The organism is Enemella evansiae, from assembly GCF_002250705.1.
GTDB lineage: Bacteria > Actinomycetota > Actinomycetes > Propionibacteriales > Propionibacteriaceae > Enemella > Enemella evansiae.
In genome coordinates this window covers 105,036-124,809 of sequence record NZ_NMVP01000037.1, presented here as the reverse complement: position 1 = coordinate 124,809, position 19,774 = coordinate 105,036, and the positions used below count along the sequence as shown (strand labels likewise).

21 protein-coding genes are annotated in these 19,774 nt (G+C 69.3%); 8 read left to right on the top strand and 13 right to left on the bottom strand.

Annotated elements, in window-relative coordinates; all coding sequences use genetic code 11:
- Positions 1–570: a TIGR03086 family metal-binding protein gene (locus BI335_RS19720; protein ID WP_172421975.1), complete on the top strand. Its 570-nt coding sequence runs from the start codon at positions 1–3 to the stop codon at positions 568–570.
- A gap of 33 nt (positions 571–603) precedes the next feature.
- A complete protein-coding gene (locus BI335_RS19715; protein WP_094433051.1) occupies positions 604–2,349 on the top strand; it encodes a pyruvate dehydrogenase in 1,746 nt (581 codons plus the stop codon).
- Here the strand turns inward: BI335_RS19715 and BI335_RS19710 are convergent.
- The 10 genes from BI335_RS19710 to BI335_RS19670 all read right to left on the bottom strand — a co-directional run bounded on the left by BI335_RS19710 (position 2,346) and on the right by BI335_RS19670 (position 11,643).
- Positions 2,346–2,918: a hypothetical protein gene (locus BI335_RS19710; RefSeq protein WP_094433049.1), complete on the bottom strand. Its 573-nt coding sequence runs from the start codon at positions 2,916–2,918 to the stop codon at positions 2,346–2,348. The genes BI335_RS19715 and BI335_RS19710 overlap by 4 nt on opposite strands.
- A gap of 26 nt (positions 2,919–2,944) precedes the next feature.
- The gene (locus BI335_RS21250; protein ID WP_133625797.1) at positions 2,945–3,520 is read right to left on the bottom strand and encodes a hypothetical protein; all 576 of its coding nucleotides are present in this window, start codon (positions 3,518–3,520) and stop codon (positions 2,945–2,947) included.
- A gap of 39 nt (positions 3,521–3,559) precedes the next feature.
- On the bottom strand, positions 3,560–4,261 hold the full coding sequence (locus BI335_RS19700; RefSeq protein ID WP_094433045.1) for a hypothetical protein: 702 nt from the start codon (positions 4,259–4,261) through the stop codon (positions 3,560–3,562).
- Positions 4,261–4,971 (bottom strand): hypothetical protein, encoded by a 711-nt coding sequence (locus BI335_RS19695; protein WP_094433044.1) that lies wholly within the window; start codon positions 4,969–4,971, stop codon positions 4,261–4,263. Before BI335_RS19695 ends, BI335_RS19700 begins: the two co-directional genes overlap by 1 nt.
- Before the next feature lie 174 nt (positions 4,972–5,145).
- On the bottom strand, positions 5,146–5,361 hold the full coding sequence (locus tag BI335_RS21245) for a hypothetical protein (protein WP_144009149.1): 216 nt from the start codon (positions 5,359–5,361) through the stop codon (positions 5,146–5,148).
- Between the two features lie 74 nt (positions 5,362–5,435).
- A complete protein-coding gene (locus tag BI335_RS19690; protein ID WP_094433042.1) occupies positions 5,436–6,764 on the bottom strand; it encodes a hypothetical protein in 1,329 nt (442 codons plus the stop codon).
- 246 nt (positions 6,765–7,010) lie between these two features.
- Entirely contained in the window at positions 7,011–8,054 is a 1,044-nt protein-coding gene (mgrA, locus tag BI335_RS19685; protein ID WP_094433040.1) for an L-glyceraldehyde 3-phosphate reductase, read from the bottom strand.
- A gap of 9 nt (positions 8,055–8,063) precedes the next feature.
- On the bottom strand, positions 8,064–8,960 hold the full coding sequence (locus BI335_RS19680; protein ID WP_094433038.1) for a MaoC/PaaZ C-terminal domain-containing protein: 897 nt from the start codon (positions 8,958–8,960) through the stop codon (positions 8,064–8,066).
- Positions 8,957–10,345: a 3-oxoacyl-ACP reductase gene (locus BI335_RS19675; RefSeq protein WP_094433035.1), complete on the bottom strand. Its 1,389-nt coding sequence runs from the start codon at positions 10,343–10,345 to the stop codon at positions 8,957–8,959. The genes BI335_RS19680 and BI335_RS19675 overlap by 4 nt, the downstream gene beginning before the upstream one ends.
- An 11-nt stretch (positions 10,346–10,356) precedes the next feature.
- Positions 10,357–11,643 carry an acetyl-CoA C-acetyltransferase gene (locus BI335_RS19670; protein ID WP_094433033.1) on the bottom strand — a complete coding sequence of 429 codons (1,287 nt, stop codon included), beginning with the start codon at positions 11,641–11,643 and terminating at the stop codon, positions 10,357–10,359.
- Positions 11,644–11,737: 94 nt separating this feature from the next.
- Between BI335_RS19670 and BI335_RS21240 the strand changes: the two genes are divergently transcribed.
- A complete protein-coding gene (locus tag BI335_RS21240; RefSeq protein ID WP_166646707.1) occupies positions 11,738–12,358 on the top strand; it encodes a TetR/AcrR family transcriptional regulator in 621 nt (206 codons plus the stop codon).
- Entirely contained in the window at positions 12,355–14,298 is a 1,944-nt protein-coding gene (locus tag BI335_RS19660; RefSeq protein WP_094433030.1) for an acyl-CoA dehydrogenase family protein, read from the top strand. The genes BI335_RS21240 and BI335_RS19660 overlap by 4 nt, the downstream gene beginning before the upstream one ends.
- An 8-nt stretch (positions 14,299–14,306) precedes the next feature.
- Here the strand turns inward: BI335_RS19660 and BI335_RS19655 are convergent, their stop codons facing one another.
- Positions 14,307–14,873, bottom strand: coding sequence for a mismatch-specific DNA-glycosylase (locus tag BI335_RS19655; protein WP_094433028.1), 567 nt, complete (start codon positions 14,871–14,873; stop codon positions 14,307–14,309).
- A gap of 197 nt (positions 14,874–15,070) precedes the next feature.
- Here BI335_RS19655 and rpsA point away from each other — a divergent pair, with 197 nt between their 5' ends.
- On the top strand, positions 15,071–16,555 hold the full coding sequence (gene rpsA, locus BI335_RS19650; RefSeq protein ID WP_094360969.1) for a 30S ribosomal protein S1: 1,485 nt from the start codon (positions 15,071–15,073) through the stop codon (positions 16,553–16,555).
- A gap of 103 nt (positions 16,556–16,658) precedes the next feature.
- On the opposite strand, the gene BI335_RS19645 is transcribed toward rpsA, so the two are convergent.
- Together BI335_RS19645 and BI335_RS21660 are read right to left on the bottom strand one after the other, a co-directional pair.
- The gene (locus BI335_RS19645; RefSeq protein ID WP_094405367.1) at positions 16,659–17,171 is read right to left on the bottom strand and encodes a winged helix-turn-helix transcriptional regulator; all 513 of its coding nucleotides are present in this window, start codon (positions 17,169–17,171) and stop codon (positions 16,659–16,661) included.
- 82 nt (positions 17,172–17,253) lie between these two features.
- Positions 17,254–17,415, bottom strand: coding sequence for a hypothetical protein (locus BI335_RS21660; protein WP_166646706.1), 162 nt, complete (start codon positions 17,413–17,415; stop codon positions 17,254–17,256).
- A 68-nt stretch (positions 17,416–17,483) separates the two neighbouring features.
- Here BI335_RS21660 and BI335_RS19640 point away from each other — a divergent pair, with 68 nt between their 5' ends.
- The 3 genes from BI335_RS19640 to coaE are packed head-to-tail and all read left to right on the top strand — an operon-like array spanning position 17,484 to position 19,662.
- A complete protein-coding gene (locus BI335_RS19640) occupies positions 17,484–18,620 on the top strand; it encodes an MFS transporter (protein WP_094433026.1) in 1,137 nt (378 codons plus the stop codon).
- Positions 18,617–19,039 (top strand): PaaI family thioesterase, encoded by a 423-nt coding sequence (locus BI335_RS19635; RefSeq protein ID WP_094433024.1) that lies wholly within the window; start codon positions 18,617–18,619, stop codon positions 19,037–19,039. The genes BI335_RS19640 and BI335_RS19635 overlap by 4 nt, the downstream gene beginning before the upstream one ends.
- Positions 19,040–19,053: 14 nt before the next feature.
- Positions 19,054–19,662 carry a dephospho-CoA kinase gene (gene coaE, locus BI335_RS19630; protein ID WP_094360961.1) on the top strand — a complete coding sequence of 203 codons (609 nt, stop codon included), beginning with the start codon at positions 19,054–19,056 and terminating at the stop codon, positions 19,660–19,662.
- Positions 19,663–19,774 lie beyond the last annotated feature (112 nt).

Sequence of the window (19,774 nt, the reverse complement as noted above, 5' to 3'; positions counted from 1 at the left end):
ATGGACGCCCCCGCGGAGATGCTGCTGATCGGCCTGGACGAGTTCACCGACACCCTGGCCCAGGTCACCGACCCCGAGGCGCCGAGCCCCTGCGAGGGCTGGCGTGCGGTCGATGTCGCCGGGCACGTGGTCGGCACGATGGGCAAGGTGGTCGCCCTGGTCAGCGACGGTGCGGTCGGCGACAGCCCGACGGACCCGGAGCAGGTCGGGCTCACCCCGGTCACCATGATGGCGCGTTGGGGCGAGCGCGCCCAGCAGGTCCGGGACGCGCTGGCGGACGCCGATCTGAGCGTCGAGCGAGAGACGAGTTACGGTCGCGGACCGGTTGGCCGACAATTGCTGCTGCCGGCGAGCGATCTGGCGATCCACGTCTGGGATCTGGCCGCCTCTCAGGGGGTACGCCGAGAGTTGCCGCAGGAGTTGCGGGACTTCCTGCGAGCCGGGGTGGAGCGGATCCCGCCGGAGCGGATGCGGGCACCGGGCATGTTCGGACCGGAGACCACGCCACCCGCCGACGCCAACGAGACCGAACGGATCATGGCCTTTCTGGGGCGTACCGTGCCCCGCTGACGTGCGCACCGGCCGCGTGGTTTAGTTGGGACCATGGCAGACAAGGTGGCAGATCAGTTGGTGGCCCAGCTCCGCGAGGCCGGGGTACGCCGGATCTACGGGATCGTGGGCGACAGCCTGAATCCGGTGGTGGACGCGGTACGCCGGACCGGGGGCTCGAAGAAGGGCGGGATCGACTGGATCCACGTCCGGCACGAGGAGGGCGCGGCCTTCGCCGCCGGCGCCGACGCGCAACTCACCGGCGAACTGGTCGCCTGTGCGGGGTCCTGCGGGCCCGGCAACCTGCACCTGATCAACGGGCTCTACGACGCGAACCGCTCCGGGGCACCGGTCGTCGCGATCGCCAGCCACATCCCGACCTCGCAGATCGGTGAGGGCTACTTCCAGGAGACCCATCCGGACCGGATCTTCACCGAGTGCTCGGTCTATTCGGAGCTGATCTCCACCCCGACCCAGGCGCCGCGGGTGGTCGCCGCCGCGATCCGGCACGCGGTCGCCGGCCCCGGTGTCGCGGTGGTCACCCTGCCCGGTGACGTCGCCGACGAACCGGTGGCGGCCAAGGCGCCCGCCTATGTGGCGGTGCAGCCCGGTGTACTCACCCCGCCACCGGAGGCGCTGCAGGCGCTCGCCGACGCCATCAACTCCGTGGACCGGGTGGCGCTGTTCGTCGGCGCCGGGATCGCCGGGGAGCATGATGCCGTCGTCGCGCTGGCCGACATCATCGGGGCGCCGATCGGGCATTCCCTGCGTGGCAAGGAACATATCCAGTTCGACAACCCCTTCGACGTCGGCATGACCGGGTTGCTCGGCTACGGTGCCGCGGCGGCCGGGATGGATGATGCGCAGTTGCTGGTGATGCTCGGCACCGACTTCCCCTACGACCAGTTCCTGCCCGATGTGACCACCGCCCAGGTGGACCGCGACGCCAGCGTGATCGGGCGGCGCACCTCGGTGGATCTGCCGGTGCACGGTGACGTCGGGCCGACCCTGCGCGGGCTGTTGCCGTTGCTGAAACCGAAGAAGAGCCGGCGTTTCCTGGAGAAGACGCTGAAGCGGCACGACGACCTGATGAACAAGGCGGTGGGGGCGTACACCCGCAAGGTCGAGAAGATCAAGCCGATCCATCCCGAGTACGCCGCCTCGGTGCTGGACAAGGTGGCTGCGAAGGATGCGGTGTTCACCGCCGACACCGGGATGTGCAATGTTTGGAGCGCCCGCTACATCAACCCGTTGGGTTCGCGGAAGATCCTCGGTTCGTTCCTGCACGGGTCGATGGCGAACGCGCTGCCGCAGGCGATCGGGGCGCAGTTCGCCGAACCCGACCGGCAGGTGATCTCGATGTCGGGGGACGGCGGATTGTCCATGCTGCTTGGCGAAATGCTGACCGTGGCGATGTACCAGCTGCCGCTGAACGTCGTGGTGTTCAACAACTCGACGCTCGGCATGGTGAAGCTGGAGATGCTGGTGGACAAGTTGCCGGATTTCGGTGTGGACGTGCCGCCGGTCGACTATGCGGCCATCGCGCGGGCGATGGGCTGGCACTCGGTGCGGGTCGAGGATCCGCGGGACCTGGAGCAGGCGTACGCCGAGGCATTCGCGCACCGCGGGCCGTCGCTGGTGGATGTGGTGACCGATCCGATGGCGCTGTCGATCCCGCCGAAGATCACCTCGGCGCAGGTGTTCGGCTTCGCCACCGCGATGAGCAAGATCGTGCTCAACGGTGGCGCGGGCGAGGCGGTGTCGATGGCGCGGTCGAACCTGCGGAACGTGCCGCGCTAGTCGCCGTCTTGCCGACTGGGAGGTGTGAGCCGCAGGTGGCGGCGGATCATGTACCTGGCATAGATGATGCCAGGTACCGCGAAGGCGAAGCACAGCAGGGATTGCGGGAACCCCGGGGCTGCAGCGGTGGGGATGCCGGTGCTGCCGGCGATGCCGAAGGCCAGCGCCAGGCTGGTGAGGATGGTGAGAGCGACGGCGTAGCGGGCGGGCCGCGCCCCGAATCGTTCGCCCCCGTTGCGGGTGAGCAGGACGTCGGCCGCCTCCCAGAATCTCAGGCGTGGGATCCAGAGGGCGACCAGGGAGCCACCCGCCAGGACCATCAGGGCGATGCTCGTCAGCGTGAGGATGAGTGCGGATTCTGAGTCCAGCAGGAGTGCCCAGGTCATCAGGAGCACCGCGAGCAGGTGGAACAGCGCCCACAACCCGATCGCCATCGGGCGCCGGCGGGGCGGCTCGACGATCTCCTCGACCTCTGGTTCCGGTTCCAGGTTCGGGATCAGATCCGGTTCCTCGGTCGGTTCCTCGGGTTCGGGGCCGGGATAGACCGGCCACCCGTTCTGCGCGTTCACCTGCAGAACGGTAACCAGCGGACGGGTCAGGCGTTGTCCGGTCGGGCAGCGGCAGCCGGGCGGGTGCGGCTCAGGTGGCGGATCACCACGTACCAGCCGAAGACCACTCCCGGTAGCCCGAGAATCAGGCACAGTGCCAAGGTCGTGGCGTCGAAGGTACCGCGATTCCCGATGCCCAGCCCGAGCATGTAGGGTCCGCCGAGCGCGAGTGCGGTGGCGATCGAGGGTTTCATCGCTGCAACGGGGTGACGGTCGCGATTCCAGAGCGTGGTGGCAAGCTGCTTGATGGTCATGCGCGGGACCCAGAGGCCGAGCAGGCACAGGGCGGAGACCGGGAGCGCGAGCAGCAGGAGCGGCAATGCCCAGGCAAGGGATGACTCGAGGTTCGCCCCCTGAGGCCGCGCACAGACGGCGACAATGGCGTGGAACGACACGATCCAGAACAGGATCAGCCAAGGGCGTCTGAGTGCCTGGGATGCATCGTTCGGTTCGGCGGCAGGTTGCTCGGAAGCAAGTTGCGCGGCAGCAGACTGCTCGGATGCAGATTGTTCGGCCGGAGGCCTGCTCGGGTAGGTCTGCCACTGGTTCTGCTGTGCTTCCATTGAAAAACGGTAGCCAGCCGGCGGGTCAGTCGGGTTGGCTCACGCCCGCGGACCGGTGCGACGGAGATGGCGGATCACCACGTACCAGCCGAATGCCAGCCCGGGCAGACCCAGCACCGCCGGGCCGGCCACATCGATCGGCCTCTCCGTGTTGCCGCGCGGAGCGGCGAAACCGGCCGGATCGGTGCGCACGGTGACCCGCTCGTTCAGCTCCGGCCGCGAGCTGCCGAGGCGTACCTGGTGGGGTCTGCCGTCGCCGAGGTCGACGGTCGCCTGCCAGGTGTAGTTGTACTTCCCGGACTTCACCCGCTCGGCGGACAGCACCGTGGCCTCGGTGGGCCGCATCACCGTCAGCGTGTACAGGCTGCTCAGGCCCATCGACAGCATCGCCGGTGGCGCGAGGACCATCACCATCAGCGCGGCCGCGCCGAATGACTTGCTGCCCTTGGATTTCTTGATCGTGCCCCTGACCCGGCCGGAGCGAGGGACCCAGAGGCTGTCGAGGCAGAGTGCGGCGGCGACGGTGGCGATCAGCCCGATCACCAGCAGCCAGATCGGCATGCCCGGTGCGCCTCGTAGGTAGCCCACGGTCCAGCCGATGATGGTCAGGTGGAACAGCAGGATCCACGCCAGCACGGTGACCGGTCTGCGGCGCGGGGGATCGCTGATCACCTCATCGGAGCCGTCGTCCTGACGGTACGCCGAGTAGGTGGGCCACTCACCTGGCTGGGGTTCGCTCATCAGGGCGAATCGTAATGTCTCGTGCGGGTACGCCTGAGGTGCCGGATTACTCCGTAGTAGCCGAGGCCGGCGCCCGGCAACCCGAGCATCAGCGGGCCGGCCACATCGAATGGTCGGGTGGCGCTGCCCCGTGGGGCCGCGAAACCGGTGGGGTCGACCCACACGGGGATCCGTTCGTCCAGCTTCCGGAGCGTTGAGCCGGCTCGCACCTGCTGGGGCCGACCGTCGCCGAGATCGACGGTGGCCTGCCAGACGGAGCTGTGCCGGCCGGAGGGCACCCGTTCCGCCGACAGCACGGTCGCCTCGGTCGGCCGCATCATGGTCAGCACGTACAGGTTGCTGATCCCGATCGACAGCATGGCGGGTGTGAGGACGGCCAGGATGAACGCCGCTGCCGGTGCGAGTGGCCGGGCGCTCCTGGCCAACTCGGATTCCCCGGCCCGCGGGGTCGGAGGTGTCCAGAGGGAGTAACTGCAGACCGCAATGGCCACGCTCGCCGCCATCCCGATCAGCACCACCCAGAGGGGAATCTGTGGGGTGCCCACCAGGTAACCGAGGGTCCAGCCGATGATCGTGAGGTGGAACAGCAGGATCCACGCCAGCACGGTGACCGGTCTGCGGCGCGGGGGATCGCTGATCACCTCATCGGACCCGTCGTCCTGACGGTACGCCGAGTAGGTGGGCCACTCACCTGGCTGGGGTTCGCTCATCAGGGCGAATCGTAGTGCGTGGCCGGTGCGCCAAGCGATGTCCCTCGCGTTCATCGAGTAGGTCGCGCAGCGACCGTGTCGAGAGGAACCGCGAGGTAGGTTGCTCATCTCGACACGCTCGGCATTGCTCCGCTTCGCTGCGCATGCCGCGCTACTCGATGAGCGTGCAGAAAGCTAGCCCTGGTGGGGAATCAGGGCAGGCTGAGTATCCGGCGGAACCGGCTTCTTCGCCTTCTTCTGCTTCTTCGTTTTCTGCTTGGCTGCGGTGGCCTGGTCGCGGGCTGCCTGGCGTAGGTCTCGGAGGCGTTGGTTCTTGCGGGCGCGGCGGAGTCGCTCGCGTTCGCGGGCTTCGTCGGCTGCTTGTTCGGCTTCGACCTGTTCCCTCTCCAACTGGGTTCGGCCGTTGCGCAGGGTGTCGTGGAGGAGTTGTTCGGTCCGGGAAAGCGAGGCGGCCGGGTCGTTGATCAGGTGATCGGGTGGGGGATGGTCCCAGGTCCCGTGGCGGCTGACCCAGGCCTCCTGCCCTGCCGGTGTTTTCCAGTGGAACACCCCGGGTGAGAGTTGCTCGACCCGGAATCCGGCGTGGGTTCGTGCCCGGTGCGAGCCCGGTTCAACGGCCCCAGATTGCTGGAGCTGGTCGGCCCCTCCGGGGCGGGAATGGTGTGATCGAGGTCGACGCCGCGGCCGAACGCGGACCGATTCGATCGGGGAAACATCACATACCGGTCGCGCAGCTTCACCCGCTGCGCCAACTCGTCCGAGGGGCGGTAGGTGTTCACCATCACCGGTGCGGCCAGGTCGATCACCGGCCGCACCTTCACGGTGCCAGCGCACTGGGTGAGCAGTTCCTTCAAGTGCTGCAGGGTCACCGGCCCGAGGGCGTCACCCTCGCCACCCCGGCCATTGGCCAGGTCGCGGGAGTTCATGTGCAGGATCAGCTCCGCGCCATGCCGGCAGCGCTCACTGGTGGGTGTGACGATCTCCCCGTGCTTGTTGACCACATCACCAGCGGGCGTCACGGTCGCGCCGTCGAACAGGGAGGGTTGCAGCAGTTGCCGGGCCCGCTCGGGATGCGCCAGGTGCCCCAGGGCTTCGGCCCGCAGCTCATCACGACTGGCAGTGGAGCCACCGGCCTTGAGCACATCCGCCAGCCGGTCCAGGGTGCCGTTCAACTGGGCGGCGTCACCGGCGTCGGGGTTGGCGTACAGATCGGTGATGCCAGCGATGGTCCTGCTCGGGGTGAACTCGACACGGCGCTGTTTCTTGGCGGCCTGGCGTTCGGCTTCTTTGTCCTCGTTGAGGATCAACGCGACCTGGGCCTCGGTCGTCGCGACCGCGCGCTTCGGGGTCAGGGGCACCAGCCGCAACGCCCACAGGGAGTCGAATTCGCGGGCCTGGGTGAAATTCAGCTGCAATGCGGCGCGGGTGATGTCGCGGGCGACCCAGACGGGAATGTCGCAGTCCAGGGTGGCCTGCCACAGGATCGGATGCCGATGACGGAGGTTCAATACGTCGGCGGTCCAGACCTGAGCGGTCTCCGGCGAACACCCCAATGACATCGCCAACTCGAGGTGGAAGAACTCGGTGATGCCGGGCGTACCGTCGGCGCCGGGGAACACGAGCTGTTCACCGTGCAGCACGCGGGCGGTGAGTTCGTCGGTGTGGGTGTTCAACCCGGAGTAGGTGTCGCAGGCGGCGGCGATCGCGACGAGCTGGCGGGCTGCGGCCTGGGCGATCTGCTCGCTTTCGGCGCGGATCGCTGCGAAGACTTCGGCTCGTGGGTTGGTGGTCATCTGTGGTCACCTCCTCTCATCTGCTACGTCCATCATTAGTCACCATGTTCGAATAACTCAAGAGGTTTGGGGAAAGTTTCTGGATTCATCTCGACACGTCGGCCATTGCTCCGCTTCGCTGCGCATGGCCGACTACTCGATGAACGTGACGGGTCCTCGCTGCGCGACCTACTCGATGAACGTGAGGGCGTGCCGGGGTTCATCTCGACACGGTCGCTGCGCGACCTACTCGATGAACGTGGGGGGTCACTCCTCGGTCTGTTTGGCCCAGAGGTTGACGCCGGCGTCGACGGCGTCCTGGTCGATCTGTTTGAGTTCCTCGTCGCTGAGGTCGGTGTTGTTCAGAGCGTCGAGGGAGTTGTCGAGCTGGCGGACGCTGGAGGCGCCGACGACGAGCGAGGTCATCCGCGGGTCGCGGAGGGCCCAGACCAGGGCCAGCTGGGCGAGCGACTGGCCGCGGTTTTTCGCGATCTCATTGAGATTGCGGAGATGCTGCACGGTCTCGTCGGTGATCATCGACTTCGACAGCGAACCGTCGCGGGAAGCCCGCGAACCCTCCGGGATGCCGTCCAGATACTTGTCGGTGAGCATGCCCTGGGCCAGCGCGGTGAACGCGATGCACCCCATGCCCTGCCGCTCCAGTTCGTCGAGCAGCGACGGCACCTCGGCATCCCCCTCGATCCAGCGGTTCAGCATCGAATACGACGGCTGATGGATCAGCAGTGGCGTACCCAGCTCACGCGCGATGTCGGCGGCCTCCTTGGTCTTCGCCGCCGAATACGAGGAAATCCCGATGTACAAGGCCTTTCCCTGGCGTACCGCATGATCCAGCGCCATCATCGTCTGCTCGATCGGCGTCTCCGGGTCGAAGCGGTGGCTGTAGAAGATGTCCACATAGTCCAGGCCCATCCGCTGCAGCGACTGATCCAGGGAGGCCAGCACATACTTCCGCGAACCACCGCCCTGACCGTACGGCCCCGGCCACATGTCCCACCCGGCCTTGGTGGAGAGCAGCAGCTCATCGCGATACGGCGCCAGATCCTGCCGCAACAGGGTGCCGAAGTTCACCTCCGCCTGGCCATAGGGCGGCCCGTAGTTGTTCGCCAGATCGAAATGGGTGACCCCGCGATCGAAGGCCCGGCGGACGATGGCGCGCTGGGTCTCCATCGGCCGGTCGTCGCCGAAGTTCTGCCACAGCCCCAACGAGATCGCCGGGAGCTTCAGCCCCGACCGCCCGCAGAAGCGGTACTGCATGGTGTCGTATCGGTCCTCAGCAGCGAGATGGCTCATGGCCACAGGCTAGACCGGGCGCCACTCCAGCAACAGGTGGGTCCGCCTCTTCTCCGGTACGCCACTGCCGACGAGTGCGGCGACGGTCCGGTCGCCGTCCTGGTCGCGCAGCAGTGCCACCGTGCCGGGCAGCAGGATCGGCTTGCGGAACCAGACCCGGGCCCGACCCGGGCCCTCGGTCCGGACACCGAGCGCGGCGAGCACCCGCGCCGAGGACCACATGCCGTGCGCGATCGCCCGCGGGAACCCGATCGCCTTCGCGGTCAGCGGATGCAGATGGATCGGGTTCACATCACCGGAGACCGCGGCATAGCGACGTCCCAGATCGGCGGGCAGCCGCCAGCGGGCCGACACCGGTCCATCCGGTACGCCCGGAGCCTGCGGTTGATCGGGGGTCGTCTCGGTCGCCTCGGTCGTACCGGACGGACGCCCGCGGTGCAGATAGCGGCTCCGTGACTCCCAGACCAGCTCACCGGCCAGCTCGGCCCGCGCCAGCAGATCGACGGTGGTGCCCTTCGGGTGGGGCGCCAGATTCGCTGCCTGGACGGCGATATCGAGCCGATCGGCCGCCGACAGCGGCCGGTGCAGGGTCGAATCGTTCTCGATGTGCACCAGCCCCGGCAGCGGCAGCGGGAAGCTCCGGTCGGCCATCAGCTTCGCCTGCAGCGGGAACCCGACCAGATGCGGATAGGGGTGCGGCAACCGGTCGTTCACCGGATATCCGCAGAGCCGCTGGTAGGCGTACAGGTTCTCCCGGTCGATCTCGGCACCGGACAGTTCCAGCACCCGGTCCGGCAGGGTACCGGCGCCGCCGGGGCGGCCGCCCGCGGTGAGCGCCCCGCGCAGGATCTCCCTGCCCAGATTGGGTTTCTCGGCGACCACCTCGGGGGCGGCGGGTCCGCTCATGCGCCGACCATGTTCTGGCCGCAGACCCGGATCGTCTGCCCGGTGATGGCCTGGCTGGCCGGCTGGGCGAGGAAGGCGATCAGCTCGGCGACATCCACCGGCAGCCCGCCCTGCTGCAGCGAGTTGATCCGGCGCGCCACCTCGCGGGTCGCGAACGGCATCTTCGCGGTCATCTCGGTCTCGATCAGCCCGGGCGCCACCGCGTTCACGGTGATCCCGCGATCGGCGACCTGATCGGCGAGCGCGTCGACCAGGCCGATGATCGCCGCCTTGGTCGCGGAATAGTTCGTCTGGCCACGGTTTCCGGCCAGCCCGGACTGCGAGGAGAGGCAGACGATCCGGCCGCCCTCGCCGAGCCCGTCGGCGGACAGGAAGGCCTGGTTCATGGTCAGGATCGACTGCAGGTTCACCGCGATCACCGACCCCCACCGATCCGCGTCGGTGTTCACGAAGAGCTTGTCCCGGGTGATGCCGGCGTTGTGCACCACGATGTCCAACCGGCCATACCGTTCCCGGCAGTGATCCAGGATCCGCTGACCGGCATCGGCCGCGGTCACGTCCACCGAGAGCGCGCTGCCGTGCACCCTGTTGACCACCTTGGCCAGTGCATCACCGGCGGCCGGCACGTCGACGCCGACAACGGTCGCCCCGTCGCGGGCCAGCACCTCGACGATCGCCGCGCCGATGCCACGGGCCGCGCCGGTGACCACAGCGATCTTGCCCTGCAAGGGTTTCTGCGGATCGGCGGGGTTGGGCAGGGGAGCGTTCTCATCGATCCGGAACGGCTGGCCGTCCACGAACGCGGAGTGGCCCGACAGCAGGAACTGCACCGTGTGCGCGACCGATGGCAGGTTCGGCTCGTCGGCGGCGAGCGGGCTGGGCGCGTACACCAGATTGGCGGTGGCACCGGCCCGCAGTTCCTTGCCGATCGAGCGGGTGATGCCGTCCAGGGCGCGCTGGGTGGCGACCTCCACCGGATCGGTGAGCAGATCCGGATCGGTGCCGATCAGCACCACCCGGGCATTGCGGGCCAGCCGCTTGATCGCCGGGGCGGCGACGGCGCGGAAGGCCTCCAACTGACCGGGATCGCGGAGCGCGGCCAGGTCGGCGACCACCGCACCCAGTCGCGGTGTGCCCCCCCGGCCCTCTCCGGGCGCCTCGATGCCGATCTCCTGGCCCTCCAGCATCGCGCGGACCGCACCGGCGTACCCGCCGTCCGCGGTCGCCATCCCGGTCGAGGTGACCCCGAAGACCAGCACCGGGGAATCACACAACGGGGCGCCGGCTTTCCAACGACGCAACGGAACCGGGTTGGGCAGGCCGAGCTGCTTGACCAGCTGCGAACCCAGCGGGCTGCGGGCGAACTGTGCGTAACCGTCACTCATCGGTGTCCTCCTCAGGCCTCGAGAATCGCGGCGACGCCCTGGCCACCGGCGGCGCAGATCGAGATCAGGCCACGCCCGGAACCCTTCTGGTGCAGCATCTTCGCCAGGCTGGCGACGATCCGGCCACCGGTCGCGGCGAACGGATGGCCGGCCGCCACCGAGGACCCGAGCACGTTCAGCTTGTCCCGGTCGATGCTGCCCAACGGCGCATCCAGGCCGAGCTTGTCGCGGCAGAACTCCAGCGACTCCCAGGCCTTCAAGGTGGCCAGCGGGGTCGCGGCGAAGGCCTCGTGGATCTCATAGAAGTCGAAGTCCTGCAGGGTCAGGCCATTGCGCTCCAGCAAGCGCGGCACGGCGTACGCCGGTGCCATCAGCAGCCCCTCACCGCCACCGACGAAGTCGACCGCGGCGGTCTCGGCGTCCACGAACCAGGCCAGCGGCTTGATCCGGTGCTCGGCCGCCCACTCCTCGCTGCCCAGCAGCACCGTGGAGGCGCCGTCGGTGAGCGGGGTGGAGTTGCCGGCGGTCATCGTGGCCTCGTCACCGAGGTCCTTGCCGAACACGGTCTTCAGCTTCGCGAGCTTCTCCACCGTGGAATCCGGGCGCAGGTTGTTGTCCCGGGTCAGGCCCAGATAGGGGGTGACCAGATCGTCGAAGAAGCCGTTGTCCCAGGCCTTGGCCAGGTGCTGATGCGAGGCGGCGGCCAGTTCGTCCTGGGCCTCGCGGCTGATGTCCCACTCCCGGGTGGTGGTGGCCATGTGCTCACCCATGCTCAGCCCGGTGCGTACCTCGGCGGCCTGCGGTACCAACGGGGCAAGGAAATCCGGCCGGAAGCGGCTGATCGCCCGGAACCGCTGGCCGGCGGTCTTCGCCCGGCTCAGCTCGAGCAGGATGCTCCGCATTCCTTCGCTGACGGCGATCGGGGCATCCGAGGCGGTGTCGGTGCCGCCGCCGATGCCGGCGTCGATCTGGCCCAGCTTGATCTTCATCGCGATGTAGTTGACCGCCTGGATGCCGGTCACGCAGGCCTGTTGCAGATCGACCGCCGGGGTGTGCGGGTCGAGGGCGGTGCCGAGCACCGACTCGCGGGTCAGGTTGAAGTCCCGGCTGTGCTTCATCACCGCACCGGCCGCGACCTCGCCGAGCCGCTCGCCGGCCAGTCCGAAGCGGGCGATCAGCCCGTCCAGTGCGGCGGTGAGCAGATCCTGGTTGCTGGCGGTGGCGTACTTGCCGTTGGCGCGGGCGAACGGGGTGCGGTTGCCGCCGAGGATGGCGGCCCGACGGGGCGCTGCGGTCATGGTCACTCCTGTGTGCGAACTGTCGACGCGAACACGACCAATCTATCCGATACGACAAGTAGTCGAAACCCCAAGTATCTGGTATTTTCTCGGTATGGCAGGACCCGTCAATGAGGTGGACGGACGCGCCGCCCGCTGGACCGAACACAACCAGGCCCGCCGCGCCGCGCTGGTCGAGGTCGCCCTGGACGCCATCCGCGAGCAGGGCCCCGGGGTCGGGATGGACGAGATCGCCGCCCGCGCCCAGACCTCGAAACCGGTGCTCTACCGGCACTTCACCGATCGCGCCGGCCTCTACCGGGCCGTCGCCGAGCGGGTCGACGAACGCATCGGCCGCCGGCTGAACCGCGCCCTCGGCACCCAGGGTGATGTCCGCACCGTCGTCGCGGCGGCCGCCGAGGCGTACCTCTCGCTCACCGAGGCCGATCCACAGGTCTACCGCTTCGTGGTCCGCCCGCCCGCGCTCGAGGGCACCGTCGCCGACCGGCAGGTGCGCGGCATCACCGACCGCGCCGCCCAGGTGCTGGGCGAGTTCCTGGCGCCCCGCCTCGGCCCGGTCCTCGCGCACACCTGGGCCGTCGCCCTGGTCGGTGCGCTGCAGGCCAGCGCCGACCGCTGGCTGGAGGATCCCGACCCGATGCCCCGCGCCGAACTCGTCGAGCAGCTCACCGATTTCCTCACCGACGGCCTGTCCATCCATCTGGAGGAGCAATGACCGAACCCGATGCAGCAGTGACCAGCGACCACCCCGCCGACCCCCGGCTCGCCCAGGCCCTGATCGACGCCACCGCCGGGCGGTTCGGGAACACCCGCAGCAAACTGCGCGCCCTCGGCGACGAGGCGCCGCGCCCGCCGCGTACCGCACTCGGCGTCGAGGCGTACCGGGACTGGACCGACGAGGCGATGCAGTGGGTCGCCGGCACCGGCGTACCGGCACTCGGCTTCCCGCCCGAGATGGGCGGCACCGGTGACTACGGGGCCGCGGTCACCGGTTTCGAGATGCTCGGCCACGGTGATCTGTCGCTGACGGTCAAGGCCGGCGTGCACTGGGGGCTGTTCGGCGGCGCGGTCGCCAACCTCGGTACCGAACGGCATCACCACCTCGGCCGGGCCATCATCGACGGCTCACTGCCCGGTTGCTTCGCGATGACCGAGACCGGCCACGGCTCCGATGTGCAGAGCCTGCTCACCACCGCCACCTATGACCCGGCGACCGACGAGCTCGTCGTGCACTCGCCGAGCCCGGCGGCCCGCAAGGACTACATCGGCGGTGCCGCGCGGTCCGCCCGGATGGCCGCGGTCTTCGCGCAACTCGTTGTGAACAACGAATCCGAGGGCGTGCACTGTGTGCTGGTCCCGATCCGCGACGAGAACGGCGACCCGATGCCCGGGGTGATGATCGGTGACTGCGGCGCCAAGGGCGGGTTGACCGGTGTCGACAACGGCCGGCTGATGTTCGACGAGGTCCGCGTGCCCCGGACCAATCTGCTCGGCCGCTACGGCGACATCGACGACCAGGGCAACTACCACTCACCGATCGAGTCCCGTGGGCGCCGCTTCTTCACCATGCTCGGCACCCTGGTCCGCGGCCGGATCAGCGTCGCCGGCGGTGCGAACGCCGCCAGCCGGTCCGCGCTGGAGATCGCCACCAAGTACGCCGAGCAGCGGACCCAGTTCACCGCACCCGGCACCGATACCGAGGTCGCCCTGCTCGACTACCGCACCCACCAGCGCAAGCTGCTGCCGCGCATCGCGACGGCGTACGCGCTGATCTTCGCCCAGAACGACCTGGTCTCGATGATGCACGACGTGCAGTCGGCGACCGGCCTCGACGAGGCCGCCCAGCGCGAGCTGGAGACGATGGCCGCCGGGATCAAGGCGTACGCCACCGACTTCGCCACCGAGACCATCCAGGTCTGCCGCGAGGCCTGCGGCGGTGCCGGTTATCTGACCGCCAACCGGCTCGTCGTGCTGCGCGCCGATACCGACGTGTTCACCACCTTCGAGGGTGACAACACCGTGCTGCTGCAGCTGGTCGCCAAGTCGCTGCTGACCAACTTCCAGCGCTCCTTCGGCGCCATGGACACCATCGAGATGGTCCGCTTCGGCTCCCGCACGGTCGCCGATCAGGTCGTCGAGCGGACCTCGGTCCGCGGATTGGTGCAGCGCTTCCGCGACGTCTGGTCCGACGCCCTGCCGTTCACCGACCGGCTCGAACAGGTGCGGCTGTTCACCGACCGGGAGACCCACATGCTGGAGGGCCTGGCCCGGCGGCTGCGGCGCGCAGGCGATCCGGGGGAGGACGCCTTCGCGATCGCCAACTCCGCCCAGGACCACCTGGTCGCGACCGCCGTCGCCCACGTCGAGCGCAATGTGCTGGAGAGCTTCATCGCCGGCATCGAGGGCGCCGCCGACGCCGACGCCCGGCACCTGCTGGAACGGCTCTGCGACCTGTTCGCACTGAGCACCCTGGAGAAGCACCGGGCCTGGTATCTGGAGCACGACCGGCTCACCCCCGACCGGTCCAAGGCGCTCACCGCGACGGTCAACCAGCTCTGCGCCGAGCTGCGGCCGCAGGCGCGCACCCTGGTCGAGGGGTTCGGCATCCCGAACCGCTGGCTGGCCACCGAGATGATGGGCGCCGAGGCGGTCTGACTCGACCTTCACCCCGGCAGCAGGCCGGCGGCGCGGCCCACCTCGGCGTACGCCGCCGCCAGCGAGTCGACGGTCTCGTGCGCATTCAGACCCGAGGGGTTCGGTACCACCCAGAGCTCGGCCCCGGCGATCGGCTCGGGTTGCCGGCCGACCATGGCTTTCGGTACGCCGAAGCCCTGGCGGTACGCGGTCACCCCGAGCACCGCGACCACCCGGACGCCGCTGCGGCGTACCAGCCCCGCCAGCCGGACCGCGCCGATCCGCAGCTCGTCCCGGGAGAGCTCGTCGGCGCGCGCGGTGGCCCGGGGGACCAGGTTGCTGATCGCGATCCCGCGCCCGGTCAGGTACGCCTCATCGCCCGCGCTCATCCCCGCGGACAGGTCCACGGGCCGATCGATCAGCCCGGCGGCGAGCAGCGCTGGCCAGAACCGGTTGCCCGGTCGGGCGAAATGGGCACCCACCGCCGCCGACCAGAGGGAGGGGTTGATGCCCACGAACAGCAGCCGCGGGTCGGGCCCGAGCAGGTCCGGAATCACGACACCGCGGGCCCGCTGCAGCTCATCTCGGGTGGGCATGGTGCATACTCCGAACAGGCGGTCTCTCCACGGGCGGGCACCCCAGTGTGACCCGGGTGGGCGGCGTTGACCAGGCGTCGGCCCCGCGGGTAGGGTGGAGGGGCGCTTCGGCCTGCGTGCTCCTCGGACGGAGCAGGGGTACGCCTGACGGGTCGCGGCGCTGCACAGAAGCTATCCATCCATCGGAGCCCTACTACATGACGTCCTCCCTCGAGGCCACCCCGCAGGTCGCAGTCGACGACCTCGGTTCGCCCGAAGCCTTTCTCGAGGCCATCGACAAGACCATCAAGTACTTCAACGACGGCGACATCGTCACCGGAACCGTCGTCAAGGTCGACCGGGACGAGGTTCTCCTCGACATCGGTTACAAGACCGAAGGTGTCATTCCTTCCAAGGAACTCTCCATCAAGCACGACGTCGACCCGTTCGAGGTCGTCGAGGTCGGCGATGAGATCGAGGCCCTGGTCCAGCAGAAGGAGGACAAGGAAGGTCGCCTGATCCTGTCCAAGAAGCGCGCCCAGTACGAGCGCGCCTGGGGCACGATCGAGAAGATCAAGGAAGAGGACGGTGTCGTCACCGGCAAGGTGATCGAGGTCGTCAAGGGTGGTCTGATCATCGACATCGGCCTGCGCGGCTTCCTGCCCGCCTCGCTGGTGGAGATGCGCCGGGTGCGCGACCTGCAGCCCTACGTCGGCCAGGAGCTCGAGGCGAAGATCATCGAGCTGGACAAGAACCGCAACAACGTGGTGCTGTCCCGCCGTGCGTGGCTCGAGCAGACCCAGTCCGAGGTCCGGCACAACTTCCTCACCCAGCTGCAGAAGGGCCAGATCCGCAAGGGTGTGGTCTCCTCGATCGTCAACTTCGGTGCGTTCGTGGATCTGGGTGGCGTCGACGGCCTGGTGCACGTCTCCGAGCTGTCCTGGAAGCACATCGACCACCCGAGCGAGGTCGTCGAGGTCGGCCAGGAGGTCACCGTCGAGGTGCTCTCGGTGGAGATGGACCGCGAGCGCGTCTCGCTGTCGCTGAAGGCCACCCAGGAGGATCCGTGGCAGGCCTTCGCCCGCCTGCACCAGATCGGCCAGATCGTGCCGGGCAAGGTCACCAAGCTGGTTCCGTTCGGCGCGTTCGTGCGTGTCGAGGAGGGCATCGAGGGCCTGGTGCACGTCTCCGAGCTGGCCGAGCGCCACGTGGAGATCCCCGAGCAGGTCGTCTCGGTCAACGACGATGTGATGGTCAAGATCATCGACATCGACCTCGACCGGCGCCGGATCTCGCTGTCGCTGAAGCAGGCCAACGAGGGTGTCGACGTCGCGGCTGACGATTTCGACCCGACCCTCTACGGCATGACCGCGTCCTACGACGACCAGGGCAACTACCTCTACCCCGAGGGCTTCGATCCGGAGACCCAGGAGTGGAAGGAAGGCTACGACGAGCAGCGGCTCGCCTGGGAGCAGCAGTACGCCGAGGCGCACGCCCGCTGGGAGGCCCACAAGAAGCAGGTCGAGGAGGCCGAGCAGGCCGACCAGAACGCTGCGGTGGCCGCCGGCACCTCGTACAGCTCCGGTGGCAGCAGCAATGCGCCCGCCGACCAGGAGTCGTCCTCGGCTCCGAGCAGCGAGGGTTCGCTGGCCTCCGACGAGGCGCTGCAGGCCCTGCGCGACAAGCTGACCGGTGGCAACTGATCGCCTGAACGCATGAGGCTTCGGCCCCGCTCCTTCGGGAGTGGGGCCGTTGTCGTTCCCGGGCCGTTGTCGTTCCGGGCCCGCTTCGGCCGGGGCGGCGGGGTCAGGGCAGGGGGGTGAGCATCCGGTGCGGTTGCTTCAGGGCGACCGCCACCGGATCGTGCCGCTCCGCGGCGTTCCGGCCGGGCGCCAGGCGGACCACCAGATCCTCGACCGGCGGGGTGACCCGGCAGGTCGGGCAGGCCCCGTCGGCGTCCACATCGGTGCCGCAGGCGACATGGCTGAACACCCGCGGCGGGTGGTTGCCGTCGAGATGCTCCTCGCCCCAGCGGCTCAACCGGTGGATCACCGGCCACAGCTCCCGACCGGCGTCAGTGAGGGTGTATTCGACGCTGCGGCCCTGCGGGGAGCGGGTCAGCACGCCGGCTCCGACGAGGGTGTCGAGCCGGTCGGCCAGCACCGCCCGGGAGACGTCCAGATGGGCGAGGAAGTCGCCGAAGTGGGTCACCCCGTAGAAGGCGTCGCGCAGGATCAGCAGCGTCCAGCGTTCGCCGACCACCTCCAGGGCGCGGGCCAGATAGCAGCCCTGCCGCTCATAACCGGTACCAAGTGCCATGCCGACATTCTAGCGCTCAGGTCTTGTCAACGGACCGGTTCTGTGACAAGACTGATCTCATGAGCAGACCGAACCCGTCCTCCTACACCACCGTGCTGGCCGTGGTGGGGCTGAGCACCTGGGTCTCGATGCTGGCGTACGCCGGTCCGCTCGGAAACGTGGTGACCCTGACCCGGGCACTGCGCACCTCGGCGACCGGATCGGCCTGGGTGCTCGCCTCGATGAGCATCGGGCTGGCGGTCACCCTGCTCGCGGCCGGTGTGATCGCCGACGAGATCGGGCACCGACGGGTGTTCGTGCGCGGCGCGCTGCTTGTTCGCCACCGCCAATCTGGTCTGCGGGCTGACCGATTCGGTGACCGCCTTCGTGCTCGCCCGGCTGGTCGCTGGCGCGGGTGCCACCGGGATGATCGCGACCGGGCTGGGGCTGGTCGCCGCGGCCAGCGAACACGACACCCACCGCCGCACCACCGCGACCTGGTGGAGCGTGGCGATGGGGGCCGGAATCGCCCTGGGCCCGATCGGTACCGGGTTGCTGGACCGGATCGACGGCTGGCACCTGTTCTATCTCGGCCTCGCGCTCGGTGGGGCGTTGCTCGGTCTGGCCGCCGCCCGGCTGCGGCTGCCGGCGGCGCCGCGGCGTAGCGGCCGGCGCCTGGACCTGCTCGGTTTCGCGCTGCTCACCGGGGCGCTCGCCACCGGTGTCACCGCCATCGTCGGTTTCCGCACCGGTGCCGGCCCGGGCACGATCGCGCTGCTGGTCGCCGCGCTGCTGCTCACCGTCGCCCTGGTGGTCAGCCAGCGGCGCGGCCGCAGCACCCTGATCGACCCCGCGCTGTTCCGGCACCGCGGCTTCCTGGCCGCGACACTGGCCGGCTTCGGCACCGGGTTCGGCGTGATCGCGGCGATGTCGTACGCCTGCAGCCACTTCGTGCTGGGGTTGGGGATGTCCACGCTGGCCGCCGCCTGTCTGCTCGCGGCCTGGTCCGGTACCAGCGCGGTCGCGGCCCTGGTCGTCGCCCGGGTGGCCGCGAACCTGCCCGGCCCGGCCCAACTGGCCGGCGGCCTCACCGGTACCGCGGCCGGCCTGCTGCTGCTGATCCCGGCGACCAGTCCGCTCGGGATGCTGCCGGGACTGCTGCTCGCCGGCGCGGCCAGTGGGGTGCTGAACGCCGGGCTGGCCCGGCAGGCGGTCGCCACCGTCCCGGCCGAGCGGGCCGCGATGGGATCGGGCGCCAACAACACCGCCCGCTATCTGGGCGCCGCTCTCGGCGTGACGCTGGCCGCCACCCTGGTCGGCCATGCACCGACACTCGGGATCGGCTGGCAGCGGGTCACCCTGGTGACCGGCGTGGCCGCCGCGCTCAGCGCCCTCGGCGTACTGCTGCTCTCCCGCGCCCACAGCCGGGCCGCGGATCCTCAACCGGCACTGGCGAAAGGCGACCGATGAGCACCGACGCTGTCCCACTTCCTGACTTCGACCTGACGCAGGCCAGTGCCTTCGTCGCCGAGAGCGGTCTCCGGGTCCTCGGCATCAGCCGCGACCGGGTGACCGGTGAGGTCGACCTCGGCCCGCGGCAGCACACCCCGTGGGGAGTGATCCACGGCGGCGTCTACTGCAGCATCATCGAGAGCGCGGCCAGCATCGGCGGCTCGGCCGCCGTCGCCGCCCGCGGCCAGGTCGCGGTCGGGGTGCACAACGCCACCGACCTGATCCGCTCGGTCACCGGTGGCCGCGCCGCGGTGGAGGCCCTGCCGATCCACCAGGGCCGGACCCAGCAACTCTGGCGGGTCACCGTCAGCCAGCAGGGCAAGCTGCTCGCCCAGGGCCAGGTCCGGTTGCAGAATCTGGACGCCGGTCGGCTGTGAGTAACATCGCCCGCATGCTGCGGGTTGCACTCACCGGAGGCCTGGCCTCGGGCAAGACGACGGTCGCCGAACGCTGGGCCGAGCACGGGGCGGTGCTGATCGACTCCGATGTGCTCGCCCGCGAGGTCGTCGAGCCCGGTACGCCCGGACTCGCGGCGGTGCGGGAGCGGTTCGGTGACCGGGTGCTGGCCGCCGACGGCAGCCTGGACCGGAAGGCGCTGGGTGCGGTGGTGTTCGCGGATTCCCAGGCACGCAAGGATCTCGAGGGCATCCTGCATCCGCTGATCCGGGCCCGGGCGGCCGAGCTGCAGCAGGCCGCGGCGCCGGAGGCGATCGTGGTCCAGGTGATCCCGCTGCTCGCGGAGACCGGGCGTACCGAGGGTTTCGACGCGATCGTGGTGGTCGACCTGCCCACCGAGACCCAGTTGCGTCGGGCGATGGCCCGCGACGGGTCGAGCGCCGAGCAGGCCGGCGCGCGGATCGAGGCCCAGGCCGGGCGCACCGAACGGCTCGCCGTGGCCGATCTGGTCGTCGACAACTCCGGGGACCGGGAGCAGCTGCTCGCCGAGGCCGACCGGGTCTGGCACGAACTGCGGCGCCGGGTCGCGCTCGCCGCCGACTGATCGAAATCAAAACTTGATCGAGGTTCCAGCCGCAGATCAGTGCGGATGATCCATCGATCCGAGATTCTGGTGCGCGGGTCGCTGACCCAGCCGCCGGGGGAGTGATCCCCCT